General features: G+C 63.7%; 10 protein-coding genes. All 10 read right to left on the reverse strand.

Annotation, left to right across the window (positions count from 1 at the left end; translation table 11 throughout):
• Nucleotides 1–100 precede the first annotated feature (100 nt).
• The 10 genes from tsf to proS all read right to left on the reverse strand — a co-directional run bounded on the left by tsf (nt 101) and on the right by proS (nt 15,041).
• Nucleotides 101–1,021 (reverse strand): translation elongation factor Ts, encoded by a 921-nt coding sequence (gene tsf / locus ACE3TY_RS06035; RefSeq protein WP_374651834.1) that lies wholly within the window; start codon nt 1,019–1,021, stop codon nt 101–103.
• 105 nt (nt 1,022–1,126) lie between these two features.
• Complete coding sequence (gene rpsB, locus ACE3TY_RS06040) at nt 1,127–1,909, reverse strand: 30S ribosomal protein S2 (RefSeq protein ID WP_374651836.1); 783 nt, start codon at nt 1,907–1,909, stop codon at nt 1,127–1,129.
• Nucleotides 1,910–2,617: 708 nt separating this feature from the next.
• Complete coding sequence (locus ACE3TY_RS06045) at nt 2,618–2,950, reverse strand: GIY-YIG nuclease family protein (protein WP_374651838.1); 333 nt, start codon at nt 2,948–2,950, stop codon at nt 2,618–2,620.
• Nucleotides 2,951–3,029: 79 nt separating this feature from the next.
• Complete coding sequence (gene dnaE, locus ACE3TY_RS06050; protein WP_374651840.1) at nt 3,030–6,467, reverse strand: DNA polymerase III subunit alpha; 3,438 nt, start codon at nt 6,465–6,467, stop codon at nt 3,030–3,032.
• A gap of 345 nt (nt 6,468–6,812) precedes the next feature.
• On the reverse strand, nt 6,813–7,526 hold the full coding sequence (locus ACE3TY_RS06055) for a hypothetical protein (protein WP_374651842.1): 714 nt from the start codon (nt 7,524–7,526) through the stop codon (nt 6,813–6,815).
• A gap of 158 nt (nt 7,527–7,684) precedes the next feature.
• Entirely contained in the window at nt 7,685–9,583 is a 1,899-nt protein-coding gene (locus tag ACE3TY_RS06060; RefSeq protein WP_374651843.1) for a PhoX family phosphatase, read from the reverse strand.
• A 145-nt stretch (nt 9,584–9,728) separates the two neighbouring features.
• On the reverse strand, nt 9,729–11,684 hold the full coding sequence (locus ACE3TY_RS06065; RefSeq protein ID WP_374651845.1) for a PhoX family phosphatase: 1,956 nt from the start codon (nt 11,682–11,684) through the stop codon (nt 9,729–9,731).
• Nucleotides 11,685–11,786: 102 nt separating this feature from the next.
• Entirely contained in the window at nt 11,787–12,488 is a 702-nt protein-coding gene (locus ACE3TY_RS06070; RefSeq protein ID WP_374651847.1) for an ABC transporter ATP-binding protein, read from the reverse strand.
• Entirely contained in the window at nt 12,481–13,728 is a 1,248-nt protein-coding gene (locus ACE3TY_RS06075) for a lipoprotein-releasing ABC transporter permease subunit (protein WP_374651849.1), read from the reverse strand. Before ACE3TY_RS06075 ends, ACE3TY_RS06070 begins: the two co-directional genes overlap by 8 nt.
• Nucleotides 13,725–15,041 carry a proline--tRNA ligase gene (gene proS, locus ACE3TY_RS06080; protein ID WP_374651851.1) on the reverse strand — a complete coding sequence of 439 codons (1,317 nt, stop codon included), beginning with the start codon at nt 15,039–15,041 and terminating at the stop codon, nt 13,725–13,727. Before proS ends, ACE3TY_RS06075 begins: the two co-directional genes overlap by 4 nt.
• Between the last annotated feature and the right edge of the window lie 95 nt (nt 15,042–15,136).

Raw genomic sequence — 15,136 nt, forward strand, 5'->3', positions numbered from 1 at the left:
GGCAGCTGCTCTGGCAGCAGCAGGCGGGCGATACCCTCGGATATCGCCCGCCGAACTATACCCCGATTCGGCGGCGCAGGAAGCCCGCCGAAACTGAGGTTCAGGCGCGGAGCTGGGCCGCAACCTCGGACGCGAAGTCCTTTTCTTCCTTCTCGATGCCCTCGCCCAGCGCCATGCGGGCAAAACCGACGAGCTTCACCGGCGCGCCGATCTCCTTGGCGGCCTTCTCGACGACCTGCTTCACGCGGCTTTCGCCGTCGATCACATAGAGCTGCTCGAGGAGGACGACATCCTCGTAGAATTTGCGCACGCGGCCTTCGACCATCTTGCCGATGATCTCTTCGGGCTTGCCCGACGCGCGGGCCTGCTCGGTCAGGACGGCGCGCTCACGCTCCAGGCTGGCCGGGTCGACTTCGGCGATGCTGAGCGACTGCGGGTTGGCGGCAGCCACATGCATGGCGAGCTGCTTGCCCAGGGCCTGGAGCTTCGCAACATCGCCGGTCGATTCCAGCGCCACGAGCACGCCGATCTTGCCCATGCTGGGGGCGGCGGCGTTGTGGACGTAGGAAGCGACGATGCCGCTCCCGACGGCAAGGCGCTGCGAGCGGCGCAGGTTCATGTTTTCGCCGATCGTCGCCACCAGATTGGTGAGCTTCTCGGCGACCGTGCCGCCTTCGGGATGCTTGGCGTTCTTCAGCGCTTCGATTTCGCCGTGGCTGAGCGCCAGGCGCGAAACGGCGGAGACGAAGCCCTGGAACTGTTCGTTGCGGGCGACGAAATCGGTTTCCGAGTTCACCTCGACGAGGGCGCCGACATTGCCTTCGGCAACCGCGCCGACGAGGCCTTCGGCGGCGATGCGGCCGGCCTTCTTGGCGGCGGCGGCAAGGCCCTTCTTGCGCAGCCAGTCGATCGCCGCTTCGATTTCGCCATTGTTCTCGGCCAGCGCCTTCTTGCAATCCATCATGCCGGCGCCAGAGGCCTCGCGCAGCTCCTTAACGAGTGCCGCAGTAATCTCGGCCATGGTCTCTTCCTTCCGTCTAAAGTCGGTATCTCAAGGTGATATCAGATGTGGCAATGGGGTCCGGCGCAGGCAATGCCCCGGACCCCATTCAATGCCGGGGCGTAATTACGCCGACGCCGCGTTTTCAGCGCCGTCAACCGACGGCAGCTGTTCGACCGGCAGTTCCTCGGCTTCGCCGATATCGGCGCCCGAGGAGATCGCTTCCTGCTGCAGACCGTCAAGCACCGCGCCCGAGAACAGGTCGCAATAGAGCGAGATCGCGCGGATCGCATCGTCATTGCCCGGGACCGGGAAATTGATGCCTTCCGGCGAGGAGTTCGAGTCTAGGATGGCGACGATCGGAATGCCAAGCTTGTTGGCTTCCTTGACCGCCAGAGATTCCTTGTTGGTGTCGATGATGACGAGGACGTCGGGCTGGCCGCCCATGTCCTTGATGCCGCCAAGCGCCCGCTCGAGCTTGTCGCGGTCGCGGGTCATCATGAGGAGTTCCTTCTTGGTGAGGCCGACGGTGTTGGTCGTCAGCTTCTCCTCGATCTCGCGCAGGCGCTTGATCGACTGCGAGATGGTCTTCCAGTTGGAGAGCATGCCGCCCAGCCAACGATGGTTGACGTAATACTGGCCGCAACGCTTGGCGGCTTCCGCGACCTTGTCGGCGGCGGCGCGCTTGGTGCCGACGAACAGCACGCGACCGCCAGCCGCGGCGATGTCGCGCACGGTCTTGATCGCCTGTTCGAGCATCGGGGCGGTGTATTCGAGATTGATGATATGCACGCCGTTGCGCACGCCGAACAGATAGGGGGCCATCTGCGGGTTCCAACGACGGGTGTGGTGACCAAAGTGAACGCCAGCTTCCAAGAGCTGACGCATGCTGAATTGTGGCAGCGCCATTCCAAAAGTCCTTTTCCGGTTAAGCCTCTGCGGGTTTTGCGGCCCCCAGAAGGGACCACCGGAGCGAAGTCTGACGGGATGTCTCCCCACCAGCGCGCGAACCCGCATGCGGTTTGTTAGCGGCGCTTAGGTACTAGGTTCCGGTGGAAATGGCAAGGTTTCCGGGAACGGCGTCGCCCTATCGGCTCAATGCATTGATTTCCTTACCTTAATTATGTCCGCCGACGCGGGATCGCTTGGCCGGTACGCCGGATGGCTGCCTGCCGCCCGAAGGGGACCGCTCACCCATCGGTCCGGGGGGATCGGTTTCCCCAACCGATCCGCGGGGGAGCCGGTCATCCTGCCGGTCCTGGAGAACCGGCTGTCCCGCTCGGTCCTGGGGGGATCGCTCATCCATCCGATCCGGGAGGCCGGTTAACCACCGGCCGAGGCGCTCCGGCCGGGACCGCGAGTTCCCGCCATTGCATGGGTCCGGCTTTCCCGCCGTGGGTGACCAAACGATCCCGCCTCGGCGGAGAGGTGTGCACACTTTCTTAGTATCATATTCCTAATGTGGCTGTCAAGAACAAAAAGGAAACCTCTTCAGCCCTGTCATGCCCCGCTTCAGGCGGGGCATGCGCGAGTTGCTTTCTTCGGTCGCCGACAAACTCGTGGATGGCCCGCCTGCGCGGGCCATGACAAGGGAGCGTAAGGCGACAGCCCACTCACCTATCCGAACAGGCCGTCGAACAGGTCATTCCAGTTAGGATTATCCAGCGCGATCAGCCGAACCTTCCAGGCGCGCGGCCATTTCTTCAGGCGCTTCTCTCGATGGATGGCAGCGTTGATATCGTCGTGCGGTTCGAAATAGACGAGACGCTTGAGGCCGTAGCGCTTGGTAAAGCCATCGATTTCTCCGGCGCGATGCTGCGCCACCCGACGGATGAGATCCGTCGTTACGCCGACATAGAGCGTGCCATTCGCTGCATCGGTCATGATGTAGACAGCAGCGTACATTTCCCCCCATTGCTCAATTGTCATGCCCCGCTTCAGGCGGGGCATCCACGAGTTGCTTTCTTCGGTCGCCGACAAACTCGTGGATAGCCCGTCTGAAGCGGGCCATGACAAAATTTTCGCATGGTCACGTATCCATCACTTCAGCAACCCCGTGCATGGCGCGGATGGCGCCGCGGAGGGCGGGGGTTACGGCTATGTGGTCGCGTAGCACAATGTCGACTTCGCGTTTCTGTTCGGGGATGTCGATGACGAATTCGATGCGGCCCCTGCCCCTGCCCGCCTTGCCGAGGATTTGCTTGATGGAATCGACGGGCGTCGCGTCCTTCAGAAAAATCTTGAGGCCGGCGGCGGTGGCGGCGGCCGCTTGATCGAGGCTGGAGACCTCGTTCACCATGAGGCGGAGGCCGCCTTCCTCGTCCTGGCGGCAATCGACATTGAGGAGCAATGCGCGCCCGGGTTCCAGCATTTCGCGCGCGGCGGTGAGGCGTTCGGAGAAGATCGTCGCCTCATACATGCCGCTGGCATCGGTCAATTGGATGAAGGCGAAGCGGTTGCCCTTCTGCGAGGTACGTTCCTGCTTGCCGACGACGAGGCCGGCGACGCGGGCACGGCTGGCGCCCCTCCCTTTCAGCCATTGCGGCAGGTCGGCAAAGGAGACGACATCGAGGCGCTTCAGGCTGGCGCCGTATGAATCGAGCGGGTGCGCCGAGAGGTAGAAGCCGATGGCGGCGAATTCATGCTGCAGGCGTTCCGTCGGCAGCCAATCCTGCACCGGCGGCAAGGTGAGGCGCACCTGGGCCGTCTCGGCGAACATGCTGGATTGGCTGCTGCCCTTGGCCTCGTGCGCCGCCTGCGACTGGCGCAGCATCTGTTCGACGCTGTCATGCACCTGGCGGCGATTGGGATTGATGCTGTCGAAGGCGCCGGCCAGCACCAGATTTTCCATCTGCCGCTTGTTGAGGCCCTTGGGATCGATGCGTTCGCAGAAATCCTCGAGATTCCTGAACGGCCCGCCTTCGGCGCGCACCTTCACCATCGCTTCGACCGATCCAAGGCCGACATTCTTCACCGCACCCAGCGCGTAGCGCACGGCAAGGCTGCCATCGGCCTGGGCTTCGACGACGAAGGTCGGTTCCGATTTGTTGACGTCGGGCTGCAGCAGCTTGATGCCGATGCGGTTGAGTTCCTGGCGGAAGGCATTGAGCTTGTCGGTATTGCCCATGTCGTAAGTCATCGACGCGGCGAAGAACTCGACCGGGTAGTTGGCCTTCAGCCAGGCCGTCTGGTAGGAGACGAAGGCGTAGGCCGCGGCATGACTCTTGTTGAAACCGTAACCGGCGAACTTGTTGACCTGGTCGAAAATCTCGGCGGCCTTCTCGGCCTTGACGCCGCGTTCGACCGCGCCGTCGACGAACAATTTCCGCTGGGCTTCCATCTCCTCCTTGATCTTCTTGCCCATGGCGCGGCGCAGGAGATCGGCGCCGCCGAGGCTGTAGCCGGACAGGACCTGGGCGATCTGCATCACCTGTTCCTGATAGATCATGATGCCGAAGGTTTCCTTCAAGATTCCTTCGAGCGATGGATGGAGATAGTCCGGCGCCTCGCGGCCATGCTTGCAGTTGATGTATTTGGGGATGTTGTCCATCGGGCCCGGGCGGTAGAGCGCCACCACGGCGATGATGTCCTCGAAACGGTCGGGCTTCAGCTTGCGCAAGACGTCGCGCATGCCCGAGCTTTCCAGCTGGAACACGCCGGTCGCGTCGCCCTTGCCCAGCATGGTGAAGGTGTTTTCGTCATCGAGCGGCAGATGGTCGATGTCGAGTTCTATTCCGCGCTTCCTCAGCAGATTGTCGGCGGTGCGCAGCACGGAGAGCGTCTTCAACCCCAGGAAGTCGAACTTCACCAACCCGGCCTTTTCGACATCCTTCATGTTGAACTGGGTGACCGGCATGTCCGAGCGCGGGTCGCGGTACATCGGCACCAGTTCGTCGAGCGCACGGTCGCCGATAACGACGCCGGCCGCATGGGTCGAGGCGTGGCGGTAGAGACCTTCGAGCTTCTGCGCGATTTCCATCAGGCGCTTGACGCTGGGATCCTCGTCCATCGCATCGCGCAGCTGCCGCTCGCCCTCGATCGCCTCCTTGAGGCTGATCGGGTTGGCGGGGTTGTTGGGGATGAGCTTGGAGAGCCGGTCGACCTGGCCATAGGGCATCTGCAGCACGCGGCCCACGTCGCGGACGGCGGCGCGGGCCTGCAGCTTGCCGAAGGTGATGATCTGCCCGACCTTGTCGCGGCCGTAGCGTTCCTGCACGTGGCGGATCACTTCTTCGCGACGGTCCTGGCAGAAATCGATGTCGAAGTCGGGCATCGAGATGCGTTCGGGGTTCAGGAACCGCTCGAACAGCAGGCCCCAGCGCAAGGGATCGAGATCGGTGATGGTGAGCGACCAGGCGACGACCGAACCGGCGCCGGAACCGCGGCCGGGCCCAACGGGAATGCCGTGTGCCTTGGCCCATTGAATGAACTCGGCGACGATGAGGAAGTAGCCGGGAAAGCCCATCTGGATGATGACGCCGAGCTCGAACGCGAGGCGGTCGCGATAGGGTTTCTGCGCTTCCTCGCCAGTGAGGCCCATCGCGGCAAGGCGCTTGTCGAGGCCCTTTTGCGCCATTTCGCGCAGGGCCTCGTCCTCGCTCTTGCCGTCGGAAAAGGCCGGCAGGATCGGCTTCCGCGCCGGCGGCATGTAGGCGCAACGCCGCGCGATGACCAGGGTGTTGGCGATCGCCTCCGGAATATCGGCAAAAAGCGCCGACATCTCGGCACCCGATTTGAAGCGGTGCTCGCGCGTCACCTTGCGGCGGCTGGTTTCGGCGACATAGGTGCCGCCGGCGATGCACAGCAGCGCATCGTGCGCCAGATACATGCCCTCGTCGCTGAAATAGACGTCGTTGGTGGCGACCAGCGGCAGATTGTGCGCGTAGGCCAGATTGATGAGGCTTTCCTCGATGCGCGTTTCCTCATCGAGGCCGTGGCGCATCAGTTCGATATAGAGGCGGCCGGGGAACATGGCGGCAAGGTGCCGCAGGGCCGCTTCGGCAGCGGCATCCTGTCCTTCCTGCAGCAGCCGACCGATCAGCCCCTTCGGCCCGCCGGTGAGCGCGATCAGCCCTTCGGTATGTGCTGCAAGATCGTCGAGCGAGACCTGCGGGGCCGTGCCCGGCTCGCTCTTCAGGTAGGAATCGCTGGAGAGCTTGGTGAGATTGGCATAGCCGGCCTCGCTCTGCGCCAGCAGGACGATCTGGTCCGGGGCCGGCACCTGCATCTGGTGCGGGTCGCGCTCACGCGCGAGGCCCAGCTGGCAGCCGATGATCGGCTGCACGCCCGCATCCTTGGCGTAGCTCGAAAATTCCATCGCGCCGAAGAGATTGCCGGTATCGGTGACGGCCACCGCCGGCATCGCATTGCGCCTGCACAGATCGACCAGCTGCTTGTTCCTGATCGCCCCTTCCGACAGCGAATAGGCGGAATGAACGCGCAAATGGACAAAATCGGCATGCGCCATGGGGATCTCGGGACCGGCTGAGTCGTGGGATGTGGGGGGAGTCTAGTGGGATTCATCGGGGGATGGAAGCGAGGGGGGATGGCAAAGATCCGTCACCTGGCGCCCCCCTCCCAACCTCCCCCCTAAAGGTGGGAGGAGTTTTGAGCGAGGTTGCTGCAACAGTTACTCCTCCCACCTTCAGGGGGGAGGTTGGGAGGGGGCTGATGCCAGTCTCGCTATCCGAAAAAAAGAAAAAGCCCTCCGTGGACAGGACGGAGGGCCAGTGAGACCGAGATTCATCGTTCGGGGGACTATCTCGGCTTGACCCGGCGAACCTGCCGGGACGGGAAAGGGCAATAGAGGATATTACTGCCAGGGTTGCGAGAAGAGCGCCGCGAGGCCAGCCGGCATCTGTTCCGCAGCCGGCGTGCCGAAGCCGTAGCTCATCGGCGCGTCCTGCTCGGTCCAGGCGAAACGGCGGGCCTGCGGATAGCGGTGGTCGCCTATATTGGGCGGCGTCAGATCCAGGGTCAGCGGCTCGACGCCGCCGGTCGAGATCATGCGCAGGCCGCCGCTGGCCCTGTGCGGCGCCAGAGCGAAGATGCGGCGCAGGGGTGTCGCACCGAGGCGCAGCGCGTCGCGCCGCACCTGCTGCACATCGCGCGCCGGCACCACGGGGATCCATTCGAGGATACCGTTGGCGACGAAGCGGGCCGCCGCGACTTCACCCGTCTCGATGAGGGCGGCAAGACTGAGCTGCCGCTCCAGGGCGCGCGCGGCGACGACGCGGTAAAGGAAGATTTCGGTGCCGATATCGACCGCATAGGCCAGGCCGTTGGCGACATCGACCAGGGCGGTGCCGATGCCCAGGCGCTGGCGGGCCAGCCGTTCCCAGGCAAGGTCGACATCGCGGTCGGACCGGTTGCGTTCGGCGACGCCATGCAGCAAGGGGCTGCTTTCCGGCTCGTCGAGCCAGCGGTCGCGGCGCAAGGCGACGATTTCGTGGAGACCCGGAGACAGGCCAATAGCGGGACTGGCCGATTTGCTGTCGATTCCGATGACTTTGGATTGCACGGTCATGACGGCACCTCATCCGATCCTGCGATGCCCCGGCCCCGGCAATGAACCTCGACGATCCGTTGCCGGGACCAGGCACCCTCTCTAAACAGCATCGTGACCGATTCTGGTTGCCAGCCCTTTGCAGCGGGATGACAAGACGATGACCGAGCGCAATTGTCTCAACCGCCGATCTCGCCCCCACCCTGCTTGGTGATGGCGACGACGGCGGGACGCGGCAGGCTGTCCGCGCCGAAATCGGGCCAGCGCGTGGTTACCTTGTCGAGCGTTTCGGAATCCTCGGCCGGATGCTGAACCGACACGAACAAGGTCTTGCCGTCCGGCGTGAAGGCCGGGCCGCAGAGTTCGGCACCGGTGGGACAGGCGAAGAAGAAGCGCGGCAGCGCGCGGCCGTCGCCCAGCGTGTCGGCTCCGTAGAGACCGTCGGCGATGCCGAAATCGTTGGCGCCGTCGCTGGCGATCCAGATGCGGCCCTTGGGATCGAAGGCGATATTGTCGGGGGCCGCGAACCAGCCATCGGCGCTGATGCCTTCATTGTACTTGGCGCCCTGCTCCGGCTTTGCCGGGTCGCCGGCGAGCAGGAACACATCCCACTTGAAGGTATCGGCGGCGTGGTCGGCCGCCTTGCCCTCGCCCGGCGGCACCATTTCCAGAATGTGGCCGTAGAGATTCTCGGCACGCGGATTGGCGGCGTCGATCTCCTCCGCCTTGCGCTTCTTGTTCTTGGTCATCACCGCATAGACGCGGCCGGTGACCGGATTGGGCTCGATATCCTCGGGCCGGTCCATCCTGGTGGCGCCGACAGTATCGCCGGCGAGGCGCGCCTTGATCAGCACTTCGGCCTGGTCGGCAAAACCGTTCTCCGGCGTGAGGCCGTTCTGGCCATGCAGCAGCGGAATCCAGGCGAGCGTGCCGTCAGGCTCGAACCTGGCGACGGAGAGCGTACCGTCGTCGAGCAGCTTCTTGTTGGCGGCGCGGTTCGCTGGATCGAATTTGCCGCTGCTGACGAAGCGGAAGATGTATTCGAAATAATCGTCATCGCCGGTATAGACGACGATCCGGCCATCCGGGTTGACGATGCAGGTTGCCGCCTCGTGGCCCATGCGGCCAAGCGCGGTGCGTTTCACCGGGATCGCATCCGGCTCATAGGGGTCGATCTCGACCACCCAGTCGAAGCGGTTGGGTTCGTTCGGCTCCTTGTCGAGGTTGAAGCGCTCCTCGATGCGGGCGAAGCCGTAATAGTCGGAGCCGTCATAGGCATAACGTTCGAGCAGCTTGGGATCGCCGCCCTTGGCGGGATCGCCACCGAATGTGTCGGAAAGGCCTTCCTCGCAGGTGAGGATCGTGCCCCAGGGCGTAACGCCGCCCGAGCAATTGTAGCCGGTGCCGAAGACCTTGGTGCCGGTCGGGTCGGCCGATGTCCGCAGCAGCTCGTGGCCGGCGGCGGGACCGGAGATGGCGATTTCCGTGGTGCCGGTGATGCGGCGGTTGAACTTGCTATCCTTCACCGTCCGCCACTTGCCGTCCACTTTCCGGACCTCGACGATCGAGTGGCCCCAGGATTCGAAGGCCGCCCTGATCTGGTCCGGTGTCATCTTCGTCGGCGCGTCGTCCTCGGTCATGCCGGGGAACATGACATGCGGGTTCGGATATTCGTTGTTCACGCAGAGCAGGCCGTGCTCGCTATTGTCCGAACCCAGCGGCAGCGGCATATAGCCGATGAAGTCGCAATTGTAGCCGAACTGCCTGGCCTGGTCGGCGGCGTTCTGATTGGCGGCGTCAAGCTCCTTGCCGCCCGCGACGATCGCCTCGCCCCAGCGCACCAGGATGTCGGCATCGTAGCCTTGGGCGACATGATGCGTCTGGTCGTAGACCTTCTTCAGTTCCGGGAAGGTCAGCGTCGAAGAACCGGCGGCAGCTCTTGCACCCGGCAGGCGGAAGGACATGGCCGACGCAGCAGCGGCCCCGGCCGCACCCAGCAGCATCGCGCGGCGCGAAAAGCGCGCGGCGATCAGTTCGGCGTAAGTGGGTATCGATAGTTCGCGCGGTGAGTCCGGCATCGAAGCCTCCTGTCATGCATGGGGAGGCATCTGCGTAGACGGCGCCTGTGACGGGTAACGCGCCCGACTCATGAAGGATGCATGACAGAAAAAGCCCGGCCGGAACTGGGTTCCGGCCGGGCGATTTCCTCACAACCGGGTCATGTCAGGCGCCGATTTCGCCGCCATCGTCCTTGGTGATCGCAACGACGGCCGGGCGCGGGGGCACGCCGTCCTTGAAATCCGGCCAGCGCGTGGTCGGCGCCGCGAAGTTGCTGCCGTCTTCGTCGCCCGGATGCTGGATGGAGACGAAGAGCGTCTTTCCATCCGGCGTGAAGGCCGGGCCGCAGAGTTCGGCGCCGCGCGGGCAGCCGAGGAAGTGGCGGGTGATAGCCCGCCCCTCGCCCTCCGTCTCGGTCACCCAGAGACCGTCATGGACGCCATGGTCGGGGAAACCGTCGGTGGCGATCCACAGGCGGCCGGCGGCATCGAAGGCCACGTTGTCCGGATTGGCGAACCAGCCGGCATCGGTGACGGCACCGCCATAAGCGGCACCCTGGGCGGCATCGCCCGGATTGCCGGCCTGGATGAAGGCGCTCCAGGTGAAGGCGGTGGCGGCATGATCGGCTTTGCCACCCGCCGTCGGCGGCACCATCTCGACGATGTGACCCCACTTGTTGTCGGCGCGCGCGTTGGCGGCATCGACCTGCTCGGCCTTGCGCTTGTCGTTCTTGGTGAGGACGACATAGACCTTGCCGGTCTTGTCGCTGGCTTCGATATCCTCCGGACGGTCCATCTTGGTGGCGCCCAGCAGATCGCCGGCGCGGCGCGCCTCGATCAGCACATCGGCCTGGCCATGGAAGCCGTTGGCCTCGGTCAGTTCGCCCTGCCCGTGGACGAGCGGCATCCAGGTGACGTTGCCGTCGGCGTCGAACTTGGCGACGTAAAGCGTGCCATCGTCGAGCAGGGCAGAGTTGGCCCGGCCCTTGGCAGCGTCATAGGTGCCGTTGCTGACGAACTTGTAGACATATTCGAAACGCTCGTCGTCGCCGGTATAGACGACGAGGCGGCCGTCACCGTTGATGACGGTCGTCGCGGCTTCGTGCTTGAAGCGGCCGAGCGCCGTGTGCTTGACCGGCTTGGTGGCGGGATCGTAGGGATCGACTTCGACGATCCAGCCGAAGCGGTTCGGCTCGTTGGGTTCCTTCGAAATGTCGAAGCGATCCTCGAACTTGCCCCAGGCATAGGAAGGTTCGCCCTTGATGCCGATGCGCTTGGCATTGGCGGCTTCCGGTGTGCCGGCCGGATCGCCGCCGAAATACTGGTGCGTGTTCTCCTCGGCCGACAGGATGGTGCCCCAGGGCGTCCAGCCGCCGGCGCAATTGTTGAGCGTGCCGAACACTTTCGTGCCGCTGGCATCGGCCGAGGTCTTGAGACGGTCATGGCCGGCAGCCGGGCCGACCAGTTCCATTTCGGTGGCCAGCGTGATGCGGCGGTTGAACTTGCTGTCCTTCACCACCGCCCAGCCGGACGCTTCCCGCTTGATTTCGACGACGGAGAGGCCGTGCGCGGCCTGCTCGTAGGCCGCCATTTCCGCCGTGGTGGCGGCCAGCGCCGCCTTGCCGTCGGCAAAGCCCGGGAAGATCAAATGCGCGTCGGTATATTCGTGATTGACGATCAGCAGGCCATGATCGCTGGCGTCGGAGCCTTCCGGCAGCGGCGCGAAGTGAACGAAATCGTTATTGTAGCCGAACTGCTGCGCCTGGGCCGCGGCATCCTGCTTTGCCGGATCGAAGTCCGGCGCGCCGGCAACGATCGGATCGCCCCAGCGCAGGATCGGATTGGCGGTGTAGCCAGCGGGAATGTGCAGGTTCTCGTCATAGCCATGCGGAATTTCGGAGAATGAGAGGCTCGCCGCCGCCTTGGCCGGGCGGGCCGCGAGACCGCTACCGACACCGATAGCGCCGATGGCGGCACTGGCCAGCAGACCCTTCAAGGCCGTGCGGCGCGACATGCGCTGGGCGATGAGGTCGGTCATGACCGGACCGGCACTCGGATTCGACGGGTGGGAATCGTCTTCGTTGTTGATGGTTACCGGCATGCGGTAATGACGGTCAGTCATCGCGTGAGCCTCCTCTGTCAAAAGCGATCAGGGCGCTATAACGGCGTTTCATGACAGTTTCGGGTCCACTGCGTGACGAGGCGGTGACCCTGTCTATCCCATTCAGGCGGCGACCAATTCTCCATCGCGCAATGTAATGATCCGGTCCATGCGCTGGGCGATTTCAAGATTGTGTGTCGCGATCAGCGCGGCAACGCCGAAGTCGCGTACCAGATGGCCGAGCATGCCGAACACGTCTTCCGAGGTGTGATGGTCGAGATTGCCGGTGGGTTCGTCCGCCAGCAGAATCTTGGGCGCGTTGGCAAGCGCCCGGGCGATGGCGACGCGCTGCTGCTCGCCGCCCGAGAGCTTGCCTGGACGGTGATCCAGGCGCTTGCCGAGGCCGACGCGGGTCAGCAATTCGACGGCGCGCGGCGTCGCCGCCTTGCGCGATTTGCCGGCGATCATCTGCGGAATGACCACGTTTTCCAGTGCCGAGAATTCCGGCAGCAGGTGGTGATGCTGATAGACGAAGCCCATGGTCTGGCGGCGCACCGCCGTCTTGGCATCGTCGCTTTCGGCCGTCATCGGCTTGCCGGCGATGACGATCTCGCCGGCCACCGCCTTTTCCAGCATGCCGGTGATGTGCAGCAAGGTCGATTTGCCGGAGCCCGAAGGGCCGATCAGCGCCACCATCTCGCCGCGCCTGAGCGTGAGGTCAGCGTTGCGGATGACTTCCAGCCGGCCTTCCGCCTGCGGAAAGCTCTGCCGGATGCCTTTCAGCTGCAGCACGACATCGCCGTTGTTGGCGTGGCCCTTACTCATAACGCAGTGCCTCCACCGGATCGAGCCGTGCCGCGCGCCAGGCGGGATAGAGCGAGGCCAGCAAGGTGAGGACCAGCGACATGGTCGAAATGAGCACGACTTCCCACGGATCCACGATCGCCGGCAGCTTGGAGAGGAAATAGATGACGGGATTGAAAAGATCGACGTTGAACAGGGCTTCGAGGCCGCGCCGGATGGTTTCGATGTTAGCGGCGAATGCGACACCAAGGAGGCAACCGAAGATGGTCCCGATGACCCCGATGCTGGCGCCAGACAGCAGGAAGATGCGCAGGATCATCCCCTGCGTCGCTCCCATCGTGCGCATGATGGCGATGTTCCGCGCCTTGTCCTTCACCATCATGATCTGGCCGCTGATGATGTTGAAGGCCGCCACGACGATGATGAGCGTCAGGATCAGGAACATGACGTTCCGCTCCACCTCGACCGCCGTGAAGAAATCGCGATTGGCTTGCTGCCAGTCGCCGATGTGATACCCGGCGCCGATGGAGGCCACGATTTCGTCCTTGGCCTGCGGCAGATTGTTGATGTCCTTGGCCATCACTTCGATATTCGTGGCTCCTTGGCGCACCTTGAAATAGATCTGCGCCATTTCGAAGGTCGAGAAGGCTATGGTGTTGTCGTACTGGTACATGCCGACATTGAAGATGCCGACGACCTTGAAGGTCTTCATGCGCGGGATGGCGCCGCCGATCGTGACATTGATGTCCGGCGAGATGGCGGTGATTTCCGTGCCGATGCCGGCGCGCAGCGCGCGGGCCATCGCATGACCGATGACGATGCCGTCGCGGTCGCGCAGCCCGTCGAGCGTGCCGGCGACCATGCTGTCGGCGATCAATGCCTTCAGCTTGAGATCTTCCAGGCGCACACCGCGCAGGATGGCACCGACGCCGCCGTCACCGCCCGTCAGAAAGACCTGACCCTCGACGATGGGCGTTGCCGACGCGACGCTGGGCAAGGCGCGCAGGATATTGGTAACCTTGTCGTATTCCTGAACCGGCCCGCCATCGGCGCTGATCGACAGATGCGCATTGAAGCCCAGAATGCGGTCGAGCAGTTCAGCCCGGAACCCGTTCATCACGGACATGACGACGATGAGCGTGGCAACGCCGAGACCGATGCCGAGGAGCGAAAACAGGGCAATGACCGAAACGAAACTCTCCTGACGGCGGGCGCGCAAGTAGCGCATCGCCACCAGGCGCTCGAAGGCGGAGAAGATCATGCGCCGAGCTTCTTCAGCGCCGCTTCGGCAGAGATTTCCTCAACGGCACCGGTCTTGCGGAGCTTGAACTCGACCTCGCCCTTCGCCGCGCCGCGCGGACCGACGACGAGCTGATAGGGCAAGCCGATGAGATCCATTTGCGCGAACTTCTCGCCGGCGCGAACGTCGCGGTCGTCATAAAGGACGTCGATACCGGCTTTTTTCAGCTTGGCGTAAAGCGCATCGGCCATCGGCGTGGTGACGGCATCGCCGGCCTTCAGGTTGATGAGGCCGACTTTGAAAGGTGCGACGCTTTCCGGCCAGATGATGCCCTTGTCGTCATGGCTGGCTTCGATGATACCGCCCACCAGGCGCGAGACGCCGATGCCGTAGGAGCCCATATGCACCGAGACGGGCTGGCCGTCCTGCGCCTGTACCTGGGCCTTCAGCGGTTCGGAATACTTGGTGCCGAAATAGAAGATGTGGCCGACTTCGATGCCGCGTGCTTCGACCTGGCGGTCCTTGGGCAACGCGCCGAACTTCGCCGCATCGTGCTTTTCGTCGGTGGCGGCATAGTCGGTCGTCCATTGCTGGACGATCGGCTCGAGGTCGCCGTCGTAATCGACATCCATGGAGAGCACGTCGCGCTCGATGAAGCTCTTGTCGCAGAAGACCTGGCTTTCGCCGGTATCGGCGAGGATGATGAATTCGTGGCTGAGGTCGCCGCCGATCGGACCCGTGTCGGCCGCCATCGGAATGGCCTGCAGGCCCATACGGGCGAAAGTGCGCAGGTACGAGACGAACATCTTGTTGTAGGCGCGCTTGGCACCGGCCTTGTCGAGGTCGAAGCTGTAGGCATCCTTCATCAGGAATTCGCGACCGCGCATCACGCCGAAACGGGGACGCACCTCGTCGCGGAACTTCCACTGGATATGATAGAGCATCTTCGGCACGTCGCGGTAGCTCTTGGCGGCGTTGCGGAAGATCTCGGTGATCTGTTCTTCGTTGGTGGGACCGTAGAGCATCTCGCGCTCGTGGCGGTCGGTGATGCGCAGCATCTCCTTGCCGTAATCGTCGTAGCGGCCGCTTTCGCGCCACAGGTCGGCCGACTGGATGGTCGGCATCAAGACTTCCTGGCAGCCGGCCCGGTCCTGCTCTTCCCGCACGATGCGCTCGATATTCTTCAGCACCTTGAAACCGAGCGGCAACCAGGAATAAATGCCTGCACTGGCCTGACGCACCATGCCGGCACGCAGCATCAGGCGGTGCGAGACGATCTGGGCTTCCGAGGGGTTTTCCCGAAGGGTCGGCATGAAGAACTGGCTGGAACGCATGGAAAGACCTTGCTTTGAGAGGGGCGTCGATTGGCGGGGGACTTTAGGCAAAGGCCCCTTTCGTGTCCACAGGGGCGGCGGTCGCCAGGGTCGGC

The sequence above is a fragment of the Dongia sp. genome, from assembly GCF_041918875.1.
Lineage (GTDB): Bacteria > Pseudomonadota > Alphaproteobacteria > Dongiales > Dongiaceae > Dongia.